The sequence below is a fragment of the Alkalilacustris brevis genome (assembly GCF_003350345.1).
GTDB classification, from domain to species: domain Bacteria; phylum Pseudomonadota; class Alphaproteobacteria; order Rhodobacterales; family Rhodobacteraceae; genus Alkalilacustris; species Alkalilacustris brevis.
The window spans coordinates 1-22942 of the sequence record NZ_QNVJ01000064.1 but is presented as its reverse complement, the minus strand read 5'-3'; the positions used below and the strand labels follow the sequence as shown (position 1 = coordinate 22942).

16 protein-coding genes, 1 tRNA gene and 1 pseudogene are annotated in these 22942 nt (G+C 62.5%); 7 read left to right on the top strand and 11 right to left on the bottom strand.

What is annotated here, in order from left to right; all coding sequences use genetic code 11:
• Window positions 1-255: 255 nt before the first annotated feature.
• A pseudogene (locus DQ229_RS17025) lies at window positions 256-333 on the bottom strand (hypothetical protein); the annotation flags it as partial.
• A gap of 528 nt (window positions 334-861) precedes the next feature.
• Here DQ229_RS17025 and DQ229_RS09645 point away from each other — a divergent pair.
• On the top strand, window positions 862-1539 hold the full coding sequence (locus DQ229_RS09645) for a recombinase family protein (RefSeq protein ID WP_338014165.1): 678 nt from the start codon (window positions 862-864) through the stop codon (window positions 1537-1539).
• A 717-nt stretch (window positions 1540-2256) separates the two neighbouring features.
• Here the strand turns inward: DQ229_RS09645 and DQ229_RS09640 are convergent.
• The 3 genes from DQ229_RS09640 to DQ229_RS09630 form a co-directional block, all read right to left on the bottom strand.
• Window positions 2257-3639, bottom strand: coding sequence for a site-specific integrase (locus tag DQ229_RS09640; protein WP_238381021.1), 1383 nt, complete (start codon window positions 3637-3639; stop codon window positions 2257-2259).
• Window positions 3640-3895: 256 nt separating this feature from the next.
• Window positions 3896-3969, bottom strand: a tRNA-Cys gene (locus DQ229_RS09635).
• Window positions 3970-4056: 87 nt separating this feature from the next.
• On the bottom strand, window positions 4057-5064 hold the full coding sequence (locus DQ229_RS09630) for a LysR substrate-binding domain-containing protein (RefSeq protein ID WP_114966305.1): 1008 nt from the start codon (window positions 5062-5064) through the stop codon (window positions 4057-4059).
• Between the two features lie 213 nt (window positions 5065-5277).
• Between DQ229_RS09630 and DQ229_RS09625 the strand changes: the two genes are divergently transcribed.
• The 5 genes from DQ229_RS09625 (at window position 5278) to DQ229_RS09605 (ending at window position 12332) form a co-directional block, all read left to right on the top strand.
• Window positions 5278-6555, top strand: coding sequence for an ABC transporter substrate-binding protein (locus DQ229_RS09625; protein ID WP_114966070.1), 1278 nt, complete (start codon window positions 5278-5280; stop codon window positions 6553-6555).
• A gap of 121 nt (window positions 6556-6676) precedes the next feature.
• On the top strand, window positions 6677-7555 hold the full coding sequence (locus tag DQ229_RS09620) for a branched-chain amino acid ABC transporter permease (RefSeq protein WP_114966069.1): 879 nt from the start codon (window positions 6677-6679) through the stop codon (window positions 7553-7555).
• On the top strand, window positions 7552-10086 hold the full coding sequence (locus tag DQ229_RS09615; RefSeq protein WP_114966068.1) for a branched-chain amino acid ABC transporter ATP-binding protein/permease: 2535 nt from the start codon (window positions 7552-7554) through the stop codon (window positions 10084-10086). Before DQ229_RS09620 ends, DQ229_RS09615 begins: the two co-directional genes overlap by 4 nt.
• 24 nt (window positions 10087-10110) lie before the next feature.
• Complete coding sequence (locus DQ229_RS09610; RefSeq protein ID WP_114966067.1) at window positions 10111-11571, top strand: aldehyde dehydrogenase family protein; 1461 nt, start codon at window positions 10111-10113, stop codon at window positions 11569-11571.
• A 41-nt stretch (window positions 11572-11612) separates the two neighbouring features.
• The gene (locus DQ229_RS09605) at window positions 11613-12332 is read left to right on the top strand and encodes an SDR family NAD(P)-dependent oxidoreductase (protein WP_114966304.1); all 720 of its coding nucleotides are present in this window, start codon (window positions 11613-11615) and stop codon (window positions 12330-12332) included.
• Between the two features lie 131 nt (window positions 12333-12463).
• On the opposite strand, the gene tcuB is transcribed toward DQ229_RS09605, so the two are convergent.
• The 3 genes from tcuB to DQ229_RS09590 are packed head-to-tail and all read right to left on the bottom strand — an operon-like array spanning window position 12464 to window position 15626.
• The gene (tcuB, locus tag DQ229_RS09600; protein ID WP_114966066.1) at window positions 12464-13525 is read right to left on the bottom strand and encodes a tricarballylate utilization 4Fe-4S protein TcuB; all 1062 of its coding nucleotides are present in this window, start codon (window positions 13523-13525) and stop codon (window positions 12464-12466) included.
• On the bottom strand, window positions 13515-14921 hold the full coding sequence (gene tcuA, locus DQ229_RS09595) for an FAD-dependent tricarballylate dehydrogenase TcuA (RefSeq protein ID WP_114966065.1): 1407 nt from the start codon (window positions 14919-14921) through the stop codon (window positions 13515-13517). The genes tcuB and tcuA overlap by 11 nt, the downstream gene beginning before the upstream one ends.
• Window positions 14922-14945: 24 nt before the next feature.
• Window positions 14946-15626, bottom strand: coding sequence for a GntR family transcriptional regulator (locus tag DQ229_RS09590; RefSeq protein WP_114966064.1), 681 nt, complete (start codon window positions 15624-15626; stop codon window positions 14946-14948).
• Window positions 15627-15803: 177 nt separating this feature from the next.
• Between DQ229_RS09590 and DQ229_RS09585 the strand changes: the two genes are divergently transcribed.
• The gene (locus tag DQ229_RS09585) at window positions 15804-16859 is read left to right on the top strand and encodes a 4-oxalomesaconate tautomerase (RefSeq protein WP_114966063.1); all 1056 of its coding nucleotides are present in this window, start codon (window positions 15804-15806) and stop codon (window positions 16857-16859) included.
• A gap of 185 nt (window positions 16860-17044) precedes the next feature.
• Here DQ229_RS09585 and DQ229_RS09580 read toward each other — a convergent pair whose 3' ends face one another.
• The 4 genes from DQ229_RS09580 to DQ229_RS17020 form a co-directional block, all read right to left on the bottom strand.
• The gene (locus DQ229_RS09580) at window positions 17045-19252 is read right to left on the bottom strand and encodes a methyl-accepting chemotaxis protein (RefSeq protein WP_114966062.1); all 2208 of its coding nucleotides are present in this window, start codon (window positions 19250-19252) and stop codon (window positions 17045-17047) included.
• A 135-nt stretch (window positions 19253-19387) separates the two neighbouring features.
• A complete protein-coding gene (locus DQ229_RS09575) occupies window positions 19388-21352 on the bottom strand; it encodes a TRAP transporter permease (RefSeq protein ID WP_202909548.1) in 1965 nt (654 codons plus the stop codon).
• 135 nt (window positions 21353-21487) lie between these two features.
• Window positions 21488-22522: a TAXI family TRAP transporter solute-binding subunit gene (locus tag DQ229_RS09570; RefSeq protein WP_114966060.1), complete on the bottom strand. Its 1035-nt coding sequence runs from the start codon at window positions 22520-22522 to the stop codon at window positions 21488-21490.
• Between the two features lie 326 nt (window positions 22523-22848).
• On the bottom strand, window positions 22849-22942 hold a 94-nt coding region (locus DQ229_RS17020; protein ID WP_155326537.1), incomplete at its 5' end, for a 2-oxo acid dehydrogenase subunit E2.

Here is a 22942-nt window from a genome sequence, read left to right as displayed (position 1 = left end):
GTCCCGGAGAGCAGCTTCCATCCAGTTCACGAGCTGCAATACCGGCGAGCCTGACACGCGGCCCCTCTTCGCACCATACCGGACCATCGCCATCCCAGACATGAGTAGGGGTGCAAGAGAATGATTGCCCATGCGGAACGACCGGTACTTGAGCGCTCAAAATCGACGGGAGACCAGTAAGCGTAAGTATGGCAATGAAGACCTGATAGACAAAAATTCGCATCGTTACCCTATATTTTTGTTGTACTGTACTTGCTATAAATTGATCGTAGCCATTTTTCTTGTTTCGGGGAAGGCCTTCTGCCACTCTTCAACCCGGCGTCCATATTTTCTACAAAGCTGCGTTGTTTAGGGTTGAGCTGATCGACGACGTTCTCAGTCAACCAAGCAGCCATTAAGCGGAGGTCATCATGAGTTCCCGCTTCAGTTGCCAAGTCGTTTCTTGGTCGGTGTTGGCGATGAGTTTTTGAAGGGGTCTTAATTGCTCGGGAAATCCTGCGGGTGTTGTAATATGCCCCCCGTAAAGAACGAGACCCTGCCAAGCCAATGACACCCAGGACTACCCTCAGCACGCGATCAAAGCTCAAGTGGCACCTATAAAATCCTATCTTATCATAGCACTGGCGTCCGCTGCGTCGGAGACGCTTCCCACTCGAGGGTTAGTTATCATATCTTTCGTCAGGTGGCGAACACTAGCGCCATTTTTCGGCACAGATTTCCAAGGCGGTATCATAATCTGACCAGTGCTCAGAAGTCCCCATAGCCCACCAGGTAGTAGCACATCTATCGGTTGTAACGAGCACAACCAACGTTGACATTTGCAACATACGGTTGGATGCTGCTCAGACACGGGGTGGGCAAGTGAAGGTCGTTTTGATGCAAGCGTATGTTATCTATAGGCGAGTCAGCACCAAAGAGCAGGGGCGTAGTGGGTTAGGTCTGGAAGCGCAGGATCGCGATATTGCTTTGTTCCTGGAGAGCTTTAACACTGAGCCCTATCGTGTCTTGGCAACGTTCACAGATGTTCTGAGCGGGGCGAGCACGGAGAGGCCCAACCTTATCGCTGCGCTCGACATGTGCCGTCAGGCAGGGGCTACGCTGCTGGTCAGTAAGCTCGATAGGTTGTCTCGGAAGGTCTCGGCCATTGCTTCTCTAATGGAGGACAAGCGCGTGACTTTTCGCGTTGCTCAGATGCCTCATGCGGATAACTTTCAACTGCACATCTACGCGGCGCTGGCAGAGCAAGAGCGGCAGTTCATTTCGGCGCGGACCAAGGCGGCACTTGCAGAGGCGAAAGCGCGTGGCAAACAGCTTGGTGGACTTCGAGATAAGACTATGCGCCGCAATGCTGCGATCAAGGAGAATGCGATTGCGAGGGCGAACAAGGTCGCGGGAATCGTGCTGCCTTTGCGAGAGGCTGGGAAGCCCTTGCGAGAAATTGCAGACCATCTAAATCGGGCAGGCGTTCAGAGCGCCAGAGGTGGGCGCTGGCAGGCTTCGCAGGTCAAACGCGTGCTCGACAGGCTGGAGGCTGGATAGGCTCTCAGTGGGCGGCTCAGCGGCTCTATGCCGGGGTGCCGGTCAAACTGCTCAGGTTAAGGCCCGGAATTGGACGCAGTGGACGGGTGGGGGTAGGCTGCTTGTGTGTTTGACGAGCAAACCGGAATGGCTGGTTAGGATGCTTGGCGCTGCCAGATAGGGAGGCTCTCAGCCTATACAATCAGTAAATTCTTGCGCCAGGTCATCCGGGGTGTCGTTTCAGGTATGCTTGCTCGATCTTCCGCCGAGTGTGTCAGTTGATGCTATGACCTCTAAATATACATTAATGTCAATAAGTTAATGGACGCCTTGTTTTTTGCCCCCGTTTATGGAAAGAAACACCGCTACTGATATCTGTCAGATGTATCAGTAACAGATGATAGGTTATTGATAATAATAATACAAAAGATGTTATATCTGAAGTGATACACAACAGTATGTGATAGCATTCATATATACTTTGTATGATGATCCGAAGTTAGGTGTCTAGATAGATATTAAATATACAAATATAAATATAAATATGTATCTGGTAACTACCTTAGTGCAGCGGGTATGTACTCAGTTGAGTGCTCACCGGGTATAAATATTATTATACAGTGATATGTATAATATTTAATATATTAAGTTCATGTCTGCTTCGACAGATACCCAGTATACAGTACGCGACACATTACTCCGGTTCAGCTAACATGTTCGAACAAGACTGTTCCTGTCTCACAGCTGAAACTTCTCTATCGCCTGATGCAACTGATGAAGGGTGTATCCTTCTCGCATATATACTTCCTGCGTCACTCCTGCTCGGGCATGGCCCACGATAGACTGGATGATTGGTTCAGGAACACCTGCCTGCGCAAGTCGGGTTATCATTGTGTGCCGTAGGCTGTGGAAAACCAACGCTGGTTCCTTGATGCCCAGCTTTGGCAGAAAGCTTTCATTGTACCAACGGCCTAGATTGCGGCCATAGCCACCGTTGCGGTTGTAGCTATAGTCATGGAAAAGGCGTTGCTGTTTCTCACGGCTTTTAACAAAATCAAGGAAGCCCAGTTGGATCAATCCGGAATGAATAGGTACCTTACGCTTGCTTGCCTTAGCCTTCAGTCGTTTGGTATCGTCACCCTCATCGGTTATGTCTAAGAACCAGATGTCTCCGTCCTGTTTGATGTCGGCAATTTCTAGCTGGCAAATCTCGTTCAACCGCGCTCCGGTAAACATGCCCAGAAGCGTTCCCCACCTGTGGCTATCACTGCGCACAAGGCCGGATGGGTTCCTCGTCAACACCGAGAATATCAAGCTTGTCTGTTCTTTCGTGTAGGGCTTGCGCTCGGTCACTCCGTCCTTTGCTTTAGGTACTTTCATACCCTCAAACAACCTGTGCGGAGCATGTGCGTGTCGCTCTGCCCAATCAAAGAATCGGCGAAAGGCATCTATGTGGCTGTTGATGGTCTTGGGTGTGATCGTGCTGTGCCCACGGACCTTGATGACCTCAGTGATAGGCAAGTCTTTGAGAGCGGGTTTCGTCTTCCGGCTGGAAGGCAAGGCTTGCAACACCTTCTTGACCTCGCTGGCATCCTGCTTGGTGATAGTTCCCAGCAGCCGATCTTCACCGAAGTACTCGATCAAGATGTTGAGATAGGCTCGGAACTGTTTCGAGGTCTTCTGAGGCCATTGGCGAGAATGCTCGTCCATGAAATCTTCGATAGCCCGCCCCAGAGGCGCTGAGGCGACCGGAGAGGGCGCAGGATGTGCGGCGGGAGTCTGGGCGTAGGAATATCGCTCACGGCTCTCAGCGGCCTCCAGAACGGCTCTGAGCATATCGCGTCGGCCCTTGCGAAGCTCAATCGCGATCCGGGGTAGGCTGGAATCCCACTCAGCATCGGAAACGGCCATCTTCCGCTTGAAGCGGGCCACAGGAAGCCACTGAGTATGCGCGCTGTCCAGTCCTAAAAAACTCTCATGGTCCTGTATCTCTTCCCGAACGTGATCTAGGGCGTTACGTGACAGGACGCGCCGGTCTAGCCAGTCATCGTACTGGCTCAGTTGTTCTTTGAAGTAGGTCTGGACCTTCTCTCGTATCTCAGCCTGTCGTAGTCCTGCCAAGGTGCTGTTATCCCGTATTAACCGTCCGCATGATGCAAGATAACGGGCCAAATCTCCAGCACGATCCGGGCAACGGGTTCTGAGGGATATCCGGATAGTGGCTCGCTTCCGGTTTTCCGTGCGGGGAAGGGGCCAGCGAAAGTAGTAAATTCCGTGCCTGGAGGGGCTTAGGTAGGATGACAGCATCATAGGTGGTGTGTCCCACTTTGTGTCACACCTGAGAGCTATGAAGCTAAGTCACTGATTTAGAATGAAATGGAGGCGAGTACCGGAATCGAACCGGTGTACACGGATTTGCAGTCCGCTGCGTAACCACTCCGCCAACTCGCCATCCGGTCGCAGCCCACATGCGATACGGTATCTGCGGCTGACGTTCAAGGCCGCGCGGCAGCGGGGACCGCTTTTTCGTGCGCAGACTCAGATGATGCGGGCGGCCGAGATGCCATCGGCGAAATCGGCGGTCTTGCGCGGGGCTTCGCCTGCGGTGCCGCCGAGACGTTCAAAGCCGGGCCATACCGGATTGTCGATCAACTGGCGGGCGGTTTCCTTCAGTTCGGCGGCGACCACCGCGGCGGCCGTGGGTTGCTCGTCATGCGGTGGCATATAGAGGTAATTGCGCCGGCGCAGCCGGGCATCGGCGATGGGAAGGTGCCGCCATTTCCGCCCGCGCGGCCCTTCGTGCATGATCGCGCCCATCGGCTTGATGGTGGCGCCGATATCTTCATGCACGCAGTTCATCAGCAGCGCGAGCGAATCGATCTCGGCTACGACGTTCATGTTCAGGTCGCGGTTTTCGAACTCGACGGCGATGCGCTGGCGCAGCCCGTGCGACACGGTCGGCAGGATCAGGGGGATTTTCGCAACCTCGGCAATGGTGATTGTCGTTTGCGCGCGCGGGACCAGGGGCGATTCATCCGCGACGATCAGGAACAACTCCTCCGTCAGCAGCGGCTCGACCGAATGGTCCTGGGACAGATCGGCGTTGAACAGCACGGCAAGGTCAAGCTGTCCGAGCCGCATCAGATCGGCGATATGCCCGCTCATGCCCTCGACGACATTCAGCAGGATATGGGGATAGCGTTCGCGGATACGGCGCACCAGCGGCAGCCCGATGGCCGAAACCGTGGTTGCGGGCAGCCCGACCGAGATCATCCCGTGCAGCGCGCCGGCCTCGCTGCGCGCGATGGAGAGCGCCTGGTCGAACTGCCGGATCATGAACCGCGCATGATGATAGAGCGCCAGCCCGTTATCAGTGGGCGTGACTCCTTTTGACGAGCGGGTGAGTAGAGGTTTGCCGATCAGGTCTTCAAGCTTGCGCAGCTGCTGGGTCAGTGCGGGCTGGGCGATGTGCAGCATCTTGGAGGCCTTCGACAGGCTGCCGCTTTCGACGATCTGCACGAAATATCTCAGCTGCCTGATATCCATGGTGCTTCGGCCTGGTTCTGTGGGCGATGTGGTTTCGAATGCCACGATATGGGCCATAAGTCCAGCGTATACCCCCCTAAAGAATTTCGTATTTTCGCGCCGCCTGGCCGGGGAATAGGCTTGCGACATGGCTGGCAGATTTCGCCCGGACGCGGTCTTGATTTCATTCGCACCACGCGCGGGCACATTGCGGTCATTTTGGGAGGAGTGAACATGAAACTTCAAGAAAACCAAACCGCGCCGGGGCGCGGGGTGATGCGGCGGCGCACTGCGCTCAAACTTGGCGTCGGGCTTGCTGCGGCATCGACACTGGGGATGCCCGCGATTCTCCGGGCGCAATCCGGGCCGATCCGCATCGGGCATCTGACACCGATGACCGGCTTTCTGGGCACGCTGGGCGAGTATGCCGTGCAGGGGATCCAGATGGCCGCCGATGAGATAAACGCAGCAGGCGGCGTGAATGGCCGGACGCTCGACGTGATGTCGGAGGATTCGATCAACCCCGAAAACGGCGCGACCAAGGCCCAGCGGATGCTGGAGCGCGACAATGCCGAATTCCTGATGGGCGAGATCAGCTCGGCCACCGCGCTGGCCATCTCGGAAGTGGCCGAGCGCAACCAGCGGCTCTTCATGGCGGTGGGGCCGCGTTCGGACGTGCTGCGAGGGGAACGCTGCTCGCGCTACATGTTCTGCACCGACATTCCCAACACGGTGATGGTCAATGCCGTCGGCGCGGCACTGCAGAACGAGGGCATGGTCGAGGGCAAGCGATTCATCACGCTGACCGCCGATTACATCTTCGGCCATGACCTGCTGGCGGCGGCGCGCAACTTCTTCGACGCGAACAACGCCATCCACCTCAGCGACGAGTTGGTGCCGACCGACATCACCGATTTTAGCGCGCTGATTCTGAAGGTGCGGCAGTCGCAGCCCGATATCGTCTGCCTGAATCTGGCAGGCAACCAGGTGACGAACTTCGTCAAGCAATATGCCGAGTTCGGGCTGCCCTATCCGCTGGTGGGGTTCAACCTCAATACCGCCGATGCCTGGGCCGCGGGCGAGGGCAACCTCGGCGGCACCTGGCCCACGGTCTGGCTGCACACGATCGACAACCCCGGCACGCAGGCCTTTGTTCAGGCGTTCCAGGCGAAATACAATCGGATGCCGGAGAACCACGCCTGGATCTCCTACATCGCGCTCAAGATCATGGCGCAGGCGATGGACGAGACACAGTCGGTCGGCACGGAGGACCTGATCGCCTATCTGGAGTCGGGGGCGGAGTTTGACATTCTCAAGGATCAGCCGGCCTATTTCCGCGACTGGGACCACCAGTTGATCCAGAATGCCTATGCGTTCACGGTCAAGCCCGACGGCACCTATGACAGCCCTTATGAGATGCTTGAGCTTGGGGCGTCGGTGCCGGTGGCGGGCCAGCCGCTCGAGTCGATCTATCCGTCGGCCGACCGCAACAGCTGCACGTTCCGCGCGTGATTCGCGCGTGGCGCGGGGGTGATCCCGCTCCGCGTATTCACAAAGCCAGACAGGGCCTTCCGGCCCGGCCGTATCGGGCCGGGCCGGAAGCTGCCGCGTCTCTTGCAGACATGGAAAAGCCATGCAGACCATTTTCCTGATCGAGCAGATCGTCAACGGGCTGGTGCTGGGGGGGTATTACCTTCTGATCGCGCTGGGGCTTTCGCTGATCTTCAGCGTCGGCGGCATCGTCAATCTTGCGCACGGGGCGTTCTACGCGCTGGGCGCCTATGTGTCGGTCGAGATCGGCAGAAGGGTAGGGTTCTGGCCTTCGCTGGTGGTCTCGCCGGTGCTGGTGGCGATGCTCGGCATCCTGTTCGAGCGCTTCATCCTGCGCCGGTTTTACCGCGAAGACCCGATCCTGAGCCTGCTTGTCACCTTCGGCCTTGCGTTGATCGCCGAACAGGCGCTGCGGATGATCTGGGGCTCGGCGCCGCTTGCCTGGTCGCTGCCCTCCGAGATCCGCGGGCCGGTGATCGTGGGCGACTTCCTGTTTTCGCGCTACCGGCTGCTGATGCTTGCGGTGGTGGCAACCATCCTGCTTGGGCTCTGGCTCTTGCTGAAAAAGACATCCTTCGGCCGGGTGGTGCGCGCGGGTATCCAGCAGCCTGACATGGTGGCGGCGCTGGGCATCCGGCTGCAACCCTACATGACGGCAGTGGTGATGCTGGGCGTGGGGCTTGCCGCGCTGGGTGGCGCCTTGTTCGCGCCGATCACCACGGTGCACCCGGCAATGGGGCTCGAGATCCTGACCATTGCTTTCGTTGTCGTCATCATCGGGGGGCTGGGCAGCTTCTGGGGTGTCGTCTGCGCCGCGCTTCTGGTGGGCGTGGTGCGCGGCGTCACCGTGCATTTCGTGCCCGCGGCCAGCGAGGCCTCGATGTATGTCCTGATGTTCCTCGTCCTGCTGCTGCGCCCGCGCGGCCTGCTTGGCGAGTCGATCGAGAAGTTCGAAAAATGAACCAATCCGCACTTTCGCATTACCGCCCGCTGATCGTGGGTGCGGTGGCGCTCGTTGCGCTGCCTTATATCCTGCCGCTCCTGGGCCTGACGGTCAGCACCGCCACCATGATCGTCACGCTGACCATCGCCGCGATGGGGCTGAACATGATGATGGGCTACACGGGGCTCGTCTCGTTCGGGCATGGCGCCTGGTTCGGCATCGGCGCCTATGCCGCGGGGCTTGCCCAGCTCAACTGGTTTTCCGGGCAGATCGTTCTGCCGCTTCTGTTCGGCATGGCCTTCGTGGGGGTTCTGGCCACGGCGCTGGGGCTTTTGATGTTGCGTCGGCGTGGGGTCTATTTCGCGCTCATGACGCTTGCGCTTTCGGCGCTGACCTTTTCCATCGCGTTTCGCTGGACAGCGGTCACGGGCGGCGAAGATGGCCTGGGCGGGCTGGAACGCGGAGCCATCGGCCCGATCAGCCTGAGCGGCTCCATGGCCTATTACAGCTTTGTCGCGCTGGTGGGTTTCGGGGTGCTCTATTTCCTGTTTCGCGTCACCCGCTCGCCCTTCGGGCATGTTCTGGTGGCGATCCGCGAAAATCAGACCCGGGCCGAGTTCCAGGGCTATTCGGTGCAGCGCTACAAGCTGGCGGTTTTCGTGCTGTCGGCGATGGTGACGGCGCTGGCCGGGGCGCTATCGGGGTTTCACCACTACATGGTCTCGGCTGAATCCACTTCGATCGAGATGTCGGGCGAACTCTTGGCTATGGTGGTGATCGGCGGGATGCGCAACCTGCTGGGGCCGGCTATCGGCGTGGTTTTCTACCTGATGTTCCGCGAACTATTCTCGATGTGGACAAGCGACTGGATGTTCTATTTCGGGCTGATCTTCGTGGCTTTCGTGATGTATTCGCCCGGCGGGCTTGTCGGGGTCTGGCAGCGGCTGCGGCGCAACTGGGTGCCCGAGATCGCGGAAAGCGCCGCGATGAGCCGGCGCAAGATCTACGAAGGGCTGGGCCTGCCCGAATTCCTGCGGCCCCCGCCCGCCAAGGGCGACATTCTGGAGGTAAGCGGCGTCTCCAAGCGGTTCGGCGGCATCAAGGCCGTCACCGACGCCAGCCTTTCGGTCAAGCCGGGCCAGATACACGCGCTGATCGGCCCGAACGGTGCGGGCAAGACGACACTGTTCAACCTGGTCTCGGGCTTCTACCGGCCCGATGGTGGCAAGGTGCGCCTGCACGGGGTCGAGATTCAGGGTCTCGCGCCTGATCGTGTCTGTCAGCAGGGGCTCGCGCGCTCGTTCCAGATCACCAATCTGTTCGAGGGGCTGAGCATCTACGAGAACCTGCGGCTTTCGGCTCAGGCGCGGCATCGCGGGCGGTTCGATTTCTGGAACGATACCGACAGCTACCAGGACATCAACGCCGACACTGACGCGCTGATGAAGTTTCTTGGGCTTGAAGGGATGGAGGACATCAAGGGCGGCGACCTTTCCTATGGCGGGCAGCGGCTGGTCGATCTGGGCATCGCGCTGGCCTCGCGGCCAAGGGTCCTGTTGCTCGATGAGCCGCTGGCCGGGTTGGCCGCCGCGGAACGGGACCGTATCTCGCGGCTGATCACGACGATCGCCAGCAACATCCCCGTGCTGATCGTCGAGCATGACATCGACCGCGTGCTGGGCTTTTCGCAGGAAGTCACCGTGATGAACGATGGCAAGGTGCTTGTCACCGCCGGGCCCGAGGATATCCGCTCCAACACCCAGGTGCAGCAGATCTATACCGGCACAGGCACGCCCGCTGTCGTCGGACGCGCCGCTACCGGTGCGAAAACCGGCAAGGAGGTGCTGCGCGCCGAGGGGCTGAACACCTTCTATGGGAAAAGCCACATCCTGAACGACGCCCGCATCGATGTGCGCGAGGGCGAGATCGTCGCGCTGCTGGGCCGGAACGGCGCAGGCAAATCGACCTTCCTGAAAACCATTGCCGGGCTGGTGCCGGCGCGCTCCGGGGCGATCCGGTTCGAGGATCGCGAACTGGCTGGGCAACCCGCGCCCGATGTCGCGCGAATGGGCGTGGGCTATGTGCCGCAGGGCAGGGGGCTTTTCCACGGCATGACCGTGGCCGAGAACCTCAGCCTCGGGCGGCTCGCGCGTGCGACCGATGGCCGCAACGGTGTTGTCTGGAGCGAGGAAAAGATCCTTGAGATGTTCCCCAAGCTGAAACAGCGGTATCGTTCACATGCCGATTTCCTGTCGGGGGGCGAACAGCAGATGCTGGCGGTTGCGCGCGCGCTTTCAGGCAATGTGCGCCTGCTATTGCTGGACGAGCCGTTCGAAGGGTTGGCGCCGGCGGTGGTGGAAGAGCTTTTCACCGTGTTCGACCGGTTGCGTCAGGAGGTGCCCATGATCATTGTCGAGCACAACCTCGACCTCGTGCTTGCACTCGCCGACCGGGTTTTCGCGCTTGAGAATGGCGCGGTCTTTCACGAAGGGCCCGCCGAGGCATTGCTGACCGATCTGGATTATCGCAAGAAGATCCTGTGGCTGTGAAACAGGGTAGAAAGGTTTGATAACATGAGAGATCCGGCTCCCGAGGCGGAAAGCTTCCTGGCATCGTTCGAGGCGCGGGCGCTATTGCTCGGGGGGCGCTGGACCGCCGGTGAAGGCGACGAGATCGTGGTGCGCGACAGGTTCAGCCTTGCACCGCACACAACCCTGCGCGGCGCCAGTCCCGCGCAGGCCGCCGCCATGATCGAGGCGGCCGAAGCGGCGTTTCGTGCCGGTCCGCCGAATGCCCATGAACGCGGCGCGATCCTGCAACGCGCGGCCGAGCTGGTCGCCGCCCGCAGTGCGGCCTTCGTGCGGGCGATGCAGGTGGAGGCGGGCTTTCCCGCGCAGGATGCCATGGGCGAAGTGCGCCGCTGCATCGAAACCCTGCGCCTGTCGGCCGAGGAAGCGCGCCGCCTGACCGGCGAGATGGTGCCGCTCGAAGGGGCGCCGGGGCAGGCCGGGCGGCTGGGGTTCACGATGCGGGTGCCGCTGGGTGTGGTGCTGGCGATCACGCCGTTCAATTCGCCGCTGAACACGGTGACGCACAAGATCGCGCCCGCGTTCGCCGCGGGCAACGCAACCATACTCAAGCCGTCCTCCAATACACCGCTGACCGCCTGCCTTCTGGCCGATGCCCTGCACGAGGCCGGCGTGCCCGCGGGGCTGCTTTCGGTGCTTCATGGCGGCGGCGAGATGCTGCGCGGGGTGATCGATGACGCACGTGTGCGCTATTTCGCCTTCACCGGCTCGACCGGGGTGGGGCAGCTGATCCAGGCCGCGGCGGGGTTGCGGCGCACGCAGATGGAGCTGGGCTCGATCGCCTTCACGCTGCTGTGTGAAGATGCCGACCTGGATGCGGCGCTGCCCAAGATCGCGTCGGCCGCCTATCGCAAGGCCGGGCAGGTCTGCACCTCGGTCCAGCGGCTGCTGGTGCATCGCGCCATCCTGCCCGAAGTGACCGAACGCCTTGCCGCAATGACGCGCGACCTGCCCTTTGGCGACCCGCATGATGCGGCCACGGTCGTTGGCCCGCTGATTTCCGAGCGCGAGGCCGAGCGTGTCGAGGCCTGGATCGACGAGGCCGTGGCCGCCGGCGCGCGCCGGCTGGTGGGCGGTGCACGCAAGGGCGCCGTCGTGCCGCCCACGCTGCTGGCCGATGTGGTGCCGGAGATGCGGGTGACAAACTGCGAAATCTTCGGCCCGGTGCTGTGCCTTGAGCCGTTCGATGCGCTGGAAGAGGCGATTGCACGCGTGAATTCGACACCTTTCGGATTGGCCACGGGTATTTTCACCAACCGGCTCGATGCGGCCTTTGCCGCCGCGCGGCAGCTCGAGGTGGGCGGCGTGCACGTGAACGAAACCTCAAGCTCGCGGGTTGACATGATGCCCTACGGCGGCTCGAAGGACAGCGGTTTCGGCCGCGAAGGGCCGCATTACGCGGTGCGCGAGATGACGGAAGAACGCATCATCACCTTTCGCGCGTGAAGGGTGGCGGCCAGAATGAGACAGACAAGGGAGAGCAGAGCATGAGCAGAAAGACAGCAATCGTATTCGGTGGAACGCGCGGGATCGGCGCGGCCACGGTCAAGGCGCTGGCGCGCGATGGGTATGACGTGGCATTCACCTATGTCAGCCGCGCGCCCGAGGCCCTGCCCGATGTGGGGGGCGCCCGCATCAAGGCCTATGCCTGTGACATTCGCGATGCCGCCTCGGTGGCCGATGTCTTTGCCCGGGTGGAAAAGGATTTCGGCAATCCCGATTGCGTGGTGGCCAATGCGGGCATCAATATCCCGCCCGGCCCGATCGCCGATTTCGACCCGGAGAGCTTTCGCAAGGTGGTCGAGGTGAACATCGTCGGCGCCTTCAACATCCTGCAGGCGGCGGCGCGCAACGTGGCCGACGGCGGCAACATCGTCGCGATCACCACGTCGATGGTGCGGGTGGGTGTGCCCGGCGGCGGGCCCTACACCGCCACCAAGGGCGCGGTGGAATGCCTTGTGCGCTCCATGCAGAAGGAACTGGCCGGGCGCGGCATTCGCGTCAACGCTGTGGCGCCGGGGCCGGTGGATACTGACCTGTTCCGCGCCGGCAAGGATGAGGCCGCGCTGAAACGCTCGGCCGGGCTGAGCCCGTTCAACCGCGTGGGCCAGCCCGAGGAAGTGGCCGAAGTGGTCAGCTTCATAGCCTCTGACAAGGCCTCCTGGGTGGCCGGGCAGATCGTTCAGCCCAACGGCGGCATGGTCTGATCGCATACCCTCAGGGCTGTGAGGGCCAGTCCGAATGGCGTTCCTGAATGCAAGACGGCCCCGGAAATTCCGGGGCCGTTCTGCATTTGGGGGCACTGCCGTGGCCCGATGCCGGGTGCGCGCACCCCGCGTCAAGCTTTCAGTTGCGCGTCCCGCACAAGGGCCGCGAAGCGGTAGAAGCCGTGCACCATCTTCGAGTAGGGCATGAGCAGGAAGAACGCGAGCACCGAGCCAAGGTGCAGCGCCAGCAACGTGGGCACCCATGCTGTGCCGGTTGCGGCGTAGAGCACCAGACCGCTGAGCGAGACGAAGAACAACAGCGCGATGAAGCCCATCTCGCCGCCCCAGACGCGCGCGGCGCCAAGGCTCTTGTCGGCACGCACCTTCAGGTGTGCCAGCCCGACCGTGCCGATGCACATCAGGATCCCGCCCGGTACGCCGAACAGTTTGGGCAGGCTGAACAGCCCGTAAGGCGCCTCCATCCCGAAACCATAATGCAGGATGGTGCCGGTTGATGTCGAGGCGAAGGCCAGAAGGAAGCCGTAAAGCACCATCTGGTGATAGGCGCGCCGCTTGTTCGAGAAACGGTCCTCCTGCTCGAAGTTGCAGCCCTGGCCCTGGCCGCCATCGAGGTTGCGCATACGGCCCGCCGCCTTCACCGCATCGACCAGATGCGACCAGCGCGGAAATTCCCCGCCGATCTCGCGCCAGTAATCGCGCAGGCTGATCGCGATGGCTGCCAGCGGCAGCAGGAATGCGGGCGCGAAGATAGCCACCATCAGCGTGTGCGACATGTAGGCATAGAACCCTTCGCCATCTTCGGGGCGCAGCGCCTGCATGGTGGCGAAGATCACTGCAAACCCCACGGTCAGCGCCGCGGCCAGCGCCACGCCACTTTGCTGGAAGGTGCGTGCCAGCCCGCCGGGCCAGGACAGGCGCTCCCAACTGTCGGCGCGCACCTCGGCAAGGGCCGCAGGCAGGTTGATGCCGAACTCGTGCGGCGGGGCATACTGGCAGGCGTAATAGCAGCCGCGGCAGTTGTGGCACAGATTTGCCAGTTGCGTGATGTCGCCGTCGGCGAAGGCGCGTTCGCGCGTGATCGCCGGGAATACCTGACAGTAGCCTTCGCAATAGCGGCAGGCGTTGCAGATCTCCACCTGGCGGCGGGCCTCCTGGATGATTTCAGTTGACATGGGCGGCTGCCTCCCGTCCTGCGATGCGTCCGAATACTGTTCCGATGGTCATGCCGAACCCGGCGAGATAGCCCTGGCCCAGGATCGAGCCGGCCATGATCTCGCCCGCGGCCCAGACGTTTTCAAGCGGCCCGTCCGGCCCGCTGACTTGCGCGGTTTCCGAGACTTTCAGCCCGAGATAAGTGAAGGTCACGCCGGGGCGCAGGCTGTAGCCATAGTAGGGCGGAGTGTCGATCGGCCGCGCCCAGTTGGTTTTCTGCGGCTCGATGCCTTCGGTGGCCAGGCCATCAAGCTCGGTGGGGTGAAAGTCACCGGGCCGGCAGGCGGCGTTGAACGCTTCGACGGTGGCCTTGAGCTTGGCGCCGTCGATGCCCAGCTTCTCGGCCAGTTCCTCCAGCGTGTCGGCAACGACAGGCGGAAAGACCGAAGGCATGAACAGGTTAATGCTTTTTGAATCGATGATCGAATAGCCAACCTGATCGGGCTGTGCCGCCACCAGACGGCCCCAGATGGCATAGCGTTTGGGCCAGACATCCTCGCCCTCGTCATAGAAGCGGTCGCCATCGCGGTTGACGACCACCGAGAAAGGCACGCAGTCAAGCCGCGTGGCGATACCGCCGTCGAACTTGGGTGCGCGTCCGTCGATGGCCACCGCGTGGCATTGGGTCGGGTCGCCCACCGTTTGCGCGTCCTGATCCAGCATATCCTTGAGCACCACGCCGCGGTTATACGGTGTTCCGCGGATCAGGAAGTTGGCCGCCGATGGGCCCCAGGCGCGGGTCAGCCATTCCAGATCGGCCTGGAACCCGCCCGAAGCCAGCACCACCGCGCGCCCCTCGACACGGTGCGACTGGCCGTCAATGGTGACATCGACATGGGTGAAGCGGCTGCCCTCAATGTTCACATGGGTGACTTCGGCGTCATAGAAGATGCCGATGCCCAGATCCTCGGCGGTGGCGTAATAGGCGTTCACCAGCGCCTTGCCCCCGCCCAGGAAAAACGCATTGGTGCGTGACAGCGACAGCGTGCCCGACAGAGACGGCTGGAAGCGCACGCCATGGGCCTCCATCCAGGGCAGGCAGGCCTCGGATTCGCGGATCGTCATGCGGGCGAGGTTTTCGTCGGTCTTGCCGTCGGTCACGCGCATGAGATCGTCGAAATACTCATCCTCCTCATAGCTGTCGATCAGCACCGAAAGCGGGCCGTGATGCATGCAGCGGAAATTGCGCGTGTGCCGCGAATTGCCCCCGCGCATGTGCTTGGGCGCGCTTTCGAGGATGAGCACGCGCTTGCCTTGCTCGGTGGCGGTGATCGCAGCGCAGAGCGCGGCATTCCCCCCGCCGACGACGATGATATCCCATGGCCCCTGGAGGGCGGCGGCATTGGTTTGTGACATGGTCCTATCCGTTCTTGCAGCCCGTTAGATTTCGAATTCAGGTGTGGTGCGGTCGCGCAACTGGCGCAGCCGCTCGCGATGCGCGGCCTCGATATGGGCGCGCATGTGCTGTTCGGCGGCATCGGCGTCGCGCCGCTTGAGTGCCTCGAGGATCTCGGCGTGTTCGGCCACGGCCTCGTCTGCGCGCGCCCGCGCGCCCAGGGTCGAGGGGCCGAGGATCAGCATGGTGCGCCCCAGTGCCGCCATCGAGGCCGAAAGAAAGCGGTTGCGCGCAGCATCCATCAACGCGCGGTGAAACTGCTGGTTCAGCCGGTATTGCCGAGCCGCGTCATCGCCGGCTGCGCGCATGGCGTCGTTGAGCGATTCCAGCTCGGCCAGTTCCAGATCGGCGGCGGCGCGCGCGGCCAGCCGGGCGGCGGTGCCTTCGAGTACGGCGCGCATCTCGTAAAGCTCCATCACCTCGGCATGGTCGAGGCTGCGCACCGCCGCGCCGACGCGCGGCACATGGGTGACCAGCCCGTCGGCCTCGAGTTGGCGGATAGCCTCGCGGATGGGGGTGCGGCTGACGCCGAAGCGTTGCGCAAGCTCGTGCTCGCGCAGGCGGGTGCCCGGCGGCAGCGCACCCAGCCTGATCTCGTCAAGCAGACGATGATAGGCGGTCGTGCCCTGGGGGTTGCCTTCGTGGTCTGGCGCTTGCTGCTGCATCGGCTGGCATCTGGTCCGCGAGGATTGCATCCTGTGGTATACGCAGGGACGCAATTTGCGTCAACCACCCGGCTGCAGGTTTCGAAGGGGGATGTGCAGGGGAATTTCTGGACCCCGGTGCCAGGCTCGTGCCAAGACTCGCGCAACGAGCCGTGCGCCGCAGGCCAGGGGGAAGCAATGTCGCAAGGGATCAGGGCCATGTGGATGCGCGGGGGCACATCCAAGGGCGGCTATTTCATCGCGGGCGACCTGCCCTTGGACCTGGCGGCGCGCGATGCGGTGCTGCTGCGGGTGATGGGCTCGCCTGATCCGCGGCAGATCGACGGCATGGGCGGTGCGGACCCGCTGACCTCGAAAGTGGCGGTGGTGGCGCCCTCGCAGCGGCCGGGCGTGGATGTGGATTACCTGTTCCTGCAGGTTTTCGTCGACCAGGCGATCGTGTCGGACGGGCAGAATTGCGGCAATATCCTTGCCGGTGTCGGCCCCTTCGCGATCGAGCGCGGGCTGGTCAAGGCGCAGGACGGGCGCACCGAGGTGCGCATCTTCATGGAGAATACGGCGCAAGTGGCCATCGCCACGGTGGAAACCCCCGGCGGCAAGGTGAATTACGAGGGCATGGCCCGCATCGACGGGGTGCCGGGCAGTTCGGCGCCGGTGGGGATCGTGTTCCAGGATACGGCTGGCTCGACCTGCGGTGCGCTGCTGCCCACGGGCAACGCGGTGGACGTGATCGACGGGGTGAAGGTGACGCTGATCGACAACGGCATGCCCTGCGTGGTGCTGGCGGCGGCCGACATGGGCATCCGCGGCGATGAACCACCCGCCGAGCTGGAGGCCGACGCGGAACTGCGCGCAAGGCTCGAGGCGATCCGTCTAAAGGCCGGGCCGATGATGAACCTGGGCGACGTGGCCGAGAAATCCGTGCCCAAGATGACGATGGTGAGCGCGCCGCGGCAGGACGGCTGCATCGCGACGCGCACCTTCATTCCGCACCGTTGCCACAAGGCGATCGGCGTGCTCGGCGCGGTCAGCGTGGCGACCGCCTGCCTGCTGCCAGAAGGGCCGGCGGCGGCGCTGGCAAATGTGCCGGAGGGCGCGGAAAAACAGATGTCAGTCGAGCACCCAACCGGAGAATTCACCGTGCTCGCGCGGCTCGATGCGGCGGGCGAGGTGCAGTCGGCCGGCGTTCTGCGCACCGCGCGCAAGCTTTTCGATGGGCTGGTCTTTCCCTGAGCAGGCGCACACCGGTGGTGTTTCCTCCGGCCGGGCCCCGATGATCCGCGCCCGCACCCATGCCCGCGCCCGGCAGGCTTTGGGGGTTTCATGCGGAGAACGCCCCACCCGTGCCGGGCAGGGCGTTCACGATCCTTGCGCCGCATCCCGTCCTGCCGGACAGGATGCGGCCGTTGTGGGAGGGTTCAGAAATCCTGCCAGCCGCCGCCTGCCGCGGCGAGAGCGCGGGCCGGCGGTGTGGGGGCGCTTTCCTGTGGCGCGGCCTCGGGGCTGCGCCGGGCGGGTGCGGGAAGCTGTGTGACCCGCGCGCCCGCCTCGTTTTCGGACGCAGGGCCATGGCGCACTCGGAAGCCCGAAAGCGCTTCGGCCAGGGCCTCGGCCTCCTGCAGGAGGTTTTGCGCCGCGGCGGTGGATTCCTCGGAGACGGCGGCATTCTGTTGCGTTACCGTGTCGATCTGGGTCACACCCACGTTGATTTCCGCCAGGCCACGCGCCTGCTCGTCGGCGGCATTGGCGATATCGGCCACCAGCTCTGAGACCTGCGAAACGCGGGTCAGGATACCTTCGAGGCTCGCCCCCGTCTTGTGAACGAGCTCGCTGCCCTGGCGTACCTGGTCCGAGCTTTCGGAAATCAGCGTCTTGATCTCGACCGCGGATTCGGAGGCCCGCTGCGCCAGCGCGCGGACTTCCGATGCTACCACGGCAAAGCCGCGGCCAGCTTCGCCGGCGCGGGCGGCTTCGACCCCGGCGTTCAGCGCCAGCAGGTTCGTCTGGAAGCTGATGTCGTTGATCACGCCGATGATGCGGGTGATCTGTTCCGAGGATTTCTCGATCTGGCGCATGGCTTCCACCGCGTCGCGCACCACGGTGCCGCCATTTTCGGCCTCGCGGTGATTGGCGCGTGTGGCCTGCTCCGCCTCGGAGGCCTTGTGCGCGGTGGATTGCACGCTTTCCGTCAGTTCCGTAAGTGCAGCGGCGGATTGCTCGACCGTGGCGGCCTGTGTTTCGGCGCGCGACGAGAGATCCTGCGCAACCTGGCTGATTTCATGCGCGCTGTTGCGCACCGAATCGGCGCTGTTGCGCGATTGCGTGACCATCTCGCTGAGTTGTTGCAGCACCTGGTTGAAGCTTTGGCGCAGGGAGTCATACTCGGCCGGGAAGGGGTTGTCGGCCGGGCTTTCGATTTCGGCGGACAGGTCGCCTTTCGCCAGCCGTTCCAGTCCGGAGGTCAGTTCGCTGACGACGCGGCCCTGCTCGGCGCGGGCCAGGCGCTTGATGTCTTCGGCCTTGCGCGCTTCGAGTCCGTTGCTCCGGAACACATCGAGCGAACGGGCCATGTCGCCCAGCTCGGTCTGAGCGTCGGCGCCGGTGATCTCGATATCGAGTTTGCCTTCGGCCACTTGCTGCATGGTTCCCGCCATGCGGCTGATCGCGCGCGAGATCCAGTTTCCGATGGTCCAGGCTGCAACAGCGCCGATAAGCAGGATACCCAGGCTGACCGAGATAATGGTGAACAGCGTGCTTGAGAGGCGTGCGTCCGCCTCGGACCCCAAGGCATACATTTCGGCATCGGCCCAGGCGCGGGCCTCATCGACGGCGGAGGTGAGCAAGGGCGCGGCCGCGCGCATGTCCTGCAAGGCATCGCGGCGAGCAAGTTCGGCACCGCGAGCCACATTGGCTGCCTGCCGGAAGGCCGTCACACCACGCCGGGCGTGGGAAACCATCTCGGGTTCGTCGCCGTTGAGGAGGGTGCGCGGGATCGCCCCGAGGATTTCGAGCGTCGTCTCCATGGGTGCGGTTGCGGTTTCGAACTCCGAGAGGGGCATACCGCCGAGGAACCTGTCGATCCGGACGCGCGCGACGAGGAACGCCTCGCTTGCGCCGAGAACCTGATAGGCGAGGGTGACCGCGCCGCGTTCATCCAGTGCCTTGTGCAGGGCACCGATGCCGCGGCGGTGGGTGATGCCGAGATCGAGCACCTGCCGCACACCATCTTCGCGCACCAGCGAGGCGTCGAGGAAAGACAGTGCGCTTTGGGCGAAGGCCTCGGTCGCGGCGGCGACAGCCTCGGCATAGGGGCGGGTATCGGTTTCGGCGCCGGCCGCGAAGTCGGCGCCGAGCTGCCGCAGGTCGGCCACGCGTTCGGTCAGTGCCTCGGCGTTTTCGGTGCTTGGCTCAGCCTCGAACGTGGCCACGGCCTGTTGTGCGAGCATCATCGATTCGCGCACCTTTACGGTCTGCAGATCGACGTCCACGGCATCATGGAAGTTGCCGAAGATCCGCCCCATCCCGGAAGTCGAGGTATAGGCGAAGACCGCAAGGCCGATAAGCAATGCGATGATGATGCCAAAGCCGCCGCGAATGCGGGTGCTGATACGGGTGTTTTCGAGCATGGTCGTGCCTCGCGCTGCGTCAGGGATTTGCGCAGCCTAGGCACCACAGGCTAAAGGGAGCTTAACGCCTCCCGGCCTTCCGGGGGGTGGGGCCATGAGCGGGAACGGGCCCGCTCATGGCAGTTCTTGAGCCTCTCAGAGCTCAGCAGCCTGGGCGCTGGGCGAGGGGGGGTGTGTCTGGCCATACTGACGATGCCGCGAGACCCCGTACAGCGTGGCTGCCAGAGCAGCAAGGGCAACGATCACCGCCAGCGTCTCGTTCGGGTGGAAGAGAACCACAGCCGCCGCCAGCGCCAGCGACAGCTTGGCCGCCATGTTCGACATCCAACTTCGGGTGTAGGTCCCGAAAGTGGCGAAGGTGACGGATGTCGTGCCCACCGCGACAAGGAGCGTATGATAGATCTGCCCCCATCCCGGTGTCGTCACCATCTCGGGCCGCGTGAAGATCGCGAACGACATGATGGTGATCGGGAAGCAGATCTTGAGCGCCACCATCATGGTTCGCATGAACGATGCCCCGGCGATTCGCGAGGCCACCGCCGCCGTCAGCGAGGTGGGCGGCGAAAGCTCGCCCCAGATCGCCAGCAGGAAGGCGAAGAAATGCGCAACCCACGGATCAACGCCCAGTTCGCGCAGCGGCGGAACGATGATGATCGCCACGATGATATAGGTGGCAGTGGGCGGCAGCCCGGTGCCCGCCAGCCAGCCGAAGGCGAAGGCCAGCAGGATGGTTGCCATGATGTGCCAGTCGCCCAACTGCACCAGCATCGCGCCCATGCGCAGGATGAAGCCCGTCACCGTGAACAACCCGATCATGATGCCCAGCGTGGCCATCAGCAGCACGATGTAGGAGGTCATCTCGGCATGGGTCTCGACGATCTTGCGCAGGTTGCCGAACAGCGTCTCGTCGCGCACCTGGTCGTCATCGAGCACATGCTTGAAGAAGAGGAACGCCGCCAGCAGCCCGATGAACATGAAGCCCGATGTCCAGAGGGCCGCGCGCATCGCGCCAAAGCCCCAGTAGCCCATAAGCAGCACCAGAAACGCGATGCCGCCGAAAAAGACCGCTGTCTTGACCTGTTGATACCCCGGCACACTGGGGGTGGCAATCGGGTCATTGGGCAGCAGCCGCACGCTGAGCAGATAGACTGCCAGCGTCAGCGAGCAGAAATAAACGAAGGCCACGGCAAAGCCGCGCACCACGACATCCCAGTAAGGTACGCTGAGGAACTCGGCCATGAGAAAGCCGGCAACCCCCATCAGCGGCGGCATGATCAGCCCGCCCATCGAGGCCGAGGTCTCGACCGCGCCGGCGAAGACCGGCGGAATGCCGTAGCGTTTCATCAGCGGGATGGTGAAAGACCCTGTCACCGCCGTGTTGGCCGCGCCCGAGCCGCTGACCATGCCCACCGATACCGACGACAGCACCGCCGTTTGCGGGATGGTATGGCGCGAGCGGCCCGCAAGCCGGCGCATCACGTTGACCAGCGCGTTCTGCGCGTCGAACCCGGCCGCGACCGCCGCCAGCATCAGGAAGGCCGCGATCAGCGTCAGTGCAAGCTGGGCATAGAGGCCGAACACCCCGGTTGCGAACTCGACCGAGCTGGATGTGATCAGCCGGTAGAAGGTCGTGCCCGGATGCCAGAAGAAATCGACAGGGCTGAGATAGCCCCAGATCGTGTAGACGATCATCACCACATTCACCCAGAACAGCACCGGGTGCATGAGGCGCGACAGCTCCATCACCAGCAGCACCATCAGCAGCCCGACGATGAAATCGTGCTGGGTGTAGGAGCCCATGCGGAAGATCGCCACCGCCTGGAAGTTGAAGTAGAAGTAATAGAACGTGTAGGCGCAGATCCCCAGATACACGAGCAACGCCGCGTGATTGAAGAGCGCGGGCAGGCGCGGATACAGCCAGTTCTCCTGATAGAAATAGAGAATATGCAGCGCGATGGCGACCGGCACCATGAGCGCCGCCAGATTGCGTGCTCCGCCGGCTCCTGTGTTGAAATAGTTAAGAAGCCAACCAAACATGAACAACGCGAGCAGGAAGGTCGCGTTGCGCAGGGTGAACAGGCTGGAGACACGGCCCATCATGTGCGGAATCCTGTGTTGTTTTGGGGGCGGCCTTGCGCCGGGCACCGTGGCTGACATGCCTTTGGCGTGCCGCCATGTTTCAAGTGAAAAAGGCGCACGCGGCCTTGTGCCGCGTGCGCCCCCTTGCCGGGTTGATCAGTTCTCGGCGATCGTCCAGGCGTCGTTCCAGGCGTCATGCTCCTTCAGGAACCGCGCCAGGCCCGGATGCACCGGGATATCCGGGTTGGCGCCGATGCCGCCCACCTGGGTGCCGATGAAGTCATTGGCCAGCGGGGTGAAGCCCGGGTCGGCGTCGACCAGTCTCTCGCGCGCGTCATAGAAGGCGCTGATCATGGTGTAGACCAGCTCTTCATCCATGTCGGGGCGCACGTTGTAGGCGAAGTAGATCGGCACACCGTAAACCACATCGACGCCCACATCCTGGCTGAAGGCGATGGTCGGGTCGATCTCGAGCGGCGCGAGGCCGGCTTCGGTCAGCGTCGCGATCTCGTCTTCACAGGGGTTGATCACCGTCACGTCGGCGCGCAGCTCGGTCTCGCGCCAGTAGCTGGCCAGCGAGCGGCCCGCGGTGGTGTAGGCGGTGGCGCCGCGGATCGAACCGCCGGCAAGCGCGTCAGCCTGGGTCGAGGGGTCGATCTCGACATGGTTGAATTCATAGCCGAGCGCGTCGTGAATCCGGCGGAAGTTGTGCCAGTTCATGAAGCCCGCCGTGGTGTAGAACACCGGCTCGCCCGAGAAGGAGCTCCAGCATTCGAACTGGTCGGCAATGTCGGTGGAAACCGCCATGAAGCTTTCCATCGGATAGGCATACCAGGTGTGCACCAGCAGCCCCATGCCGGGCTGATAGCCCTCGAACCCGGTGCCGCCGTCATAGAGGCCGCGCATGCCGACATCGGCGGTGTAGCCGACTTCGGCCTCACCATCCATTGCGGCCTTCATGGCCGCCGTCGTGTTGGGGTAGGGGTTGATCGTCACAACCACCTGGCCGTCCATGGCTTCTTCCAGGATGTTGCCCATCACGTTGCCGATCATGTAGCCATACGAACCCGTGTTCGACGTGGCCCAGCGGATCGACTGGCGATCCTGCGCGTCGGCCGGCGCCGGAGCCAGCATCGCCACCGAGCAGCCCGCGACGGTCAGCGCCAGCTTGGAAACCGTTGAAAATCTCATAGTCCATCTCCCTTCGTTGCACAGGGGCAAAACCCGTTCGGGCGCTCCTCCTGACGGGCTCTGTTCGGCGTTGCGACCGCGGGCCTCCCCCCGTATCGCCGGCCAGTCCCTCGGAGTGCCTGTCTTCGGATTCCCCCCTCTTTCACGCAAACGATTGCGTTCTCTAAGGCCTACACATTGAAGCGCACAAATCAACATGGTTTTTCGGATTTTATGTCGCACCGGATGAAGTTTCCGGCTTCGTGCAGGCTGAACCTGGCGTCATCAGACAGCCATGGCGCGATCTTGCGCCCCAGTTCGTGTTTCCCAAAGCTTTTACCGCCTTCTCACATCATCAATTTCAGTGGATTTTTGATATATTGGGTTATTTTTGCGAGGAATTTGGCGGCGTCTGCGCCGTTTATGGCGCGGTGATCATAG

Coding starts and splice junctions, on each gene's coding strand:
- DQ229_RS09580 (WP_114966062.1), bottom strand. CDS start 19,252: ATGCTCGAAAACACCCGTATCAGCACCCGCATTCGCGGCGGCTTTGGC.
- tcuB (WP_114966066.1), bottom strand. CDS start 13,525: ATGTCAACTGAAATCATCCAGGAGGCCCGCCGCCAGGTGGAGATCTGC.
- DQ229_RS09575 (WP_202909548.1), bottom strand. CDS start 21,352: ATGATGGGCCGTGTCTCCAGCCTGTTCACCCTGCGCAACGCGACCTTC.
- DQ229_RS09570 (WP_114966060.1), bottom strand. CDS start 22,522: ATGAGATTTTCAACGGTTTCCAAGCTGGCGCTGACCGTCGCGGGCTGC.
- DQ229_RS09620 (WP_114966069.1), top strand. CDS start 6,677: ATGCAGACCATTTTCCTGATCGAGCAGATCGTCAACGGGCTGGTGCTG.
- DQ229_RS09625 (WP_114966070.1), top strand. CDS start 5,278: ATGAAACTTCAAGAAAACCAAACCGCGCCGGGGCGCGGGGTGATGCGG.
- DQ229_RS09605 (WP_114966304.1), top strand. CDS start 11,613: ATGAGCAGAAAGACAGCAATCGTATTCGGTGGAACGCGCGGGATCGGC.
- tcuA (WP_114966065.1), bottom strand. CDS start 14,921: ATGTCACAAACCAATGCCGCCGCCCTCCAGGGGCCATGGGATATCATC.
- DQ229_RS09585 (WP_114966063.1), top strand. CDS start 15,804: ATGTCGCAAGGGATCAGGGCCATGTGGATGCGCGGGGGCACATCCAAG.
- DQ229_RS09615 (WP_114966068.1), top strand. CDS start 7,552: ATGAACCAATCCGCACTTTCGCATTACCGCCCGCTGATCGTGGGTGCG.
- DQ229_RS09630 (WP_114966305.1), bottom strand. CDS start 5,064: ATGGATATCAGGCAGCTGAGATATTTCGTGCAGATCGTCGAAAGCGGC.
- DQ229_RS09590 (WP_114966064.1), bottom strand. CDS start 15,626: ATGCAGCAGCAAGCGCCAGACCACGAAGGCAACCCCCAGGGCACGACC.
- DQ229_RS09610 (WP_114966067.1), top strand. CDS start 10,111: ATGAGAGATCCGGCTCCCGAGGCGGAAAGCTTCCTGGCATCGTTCGAG.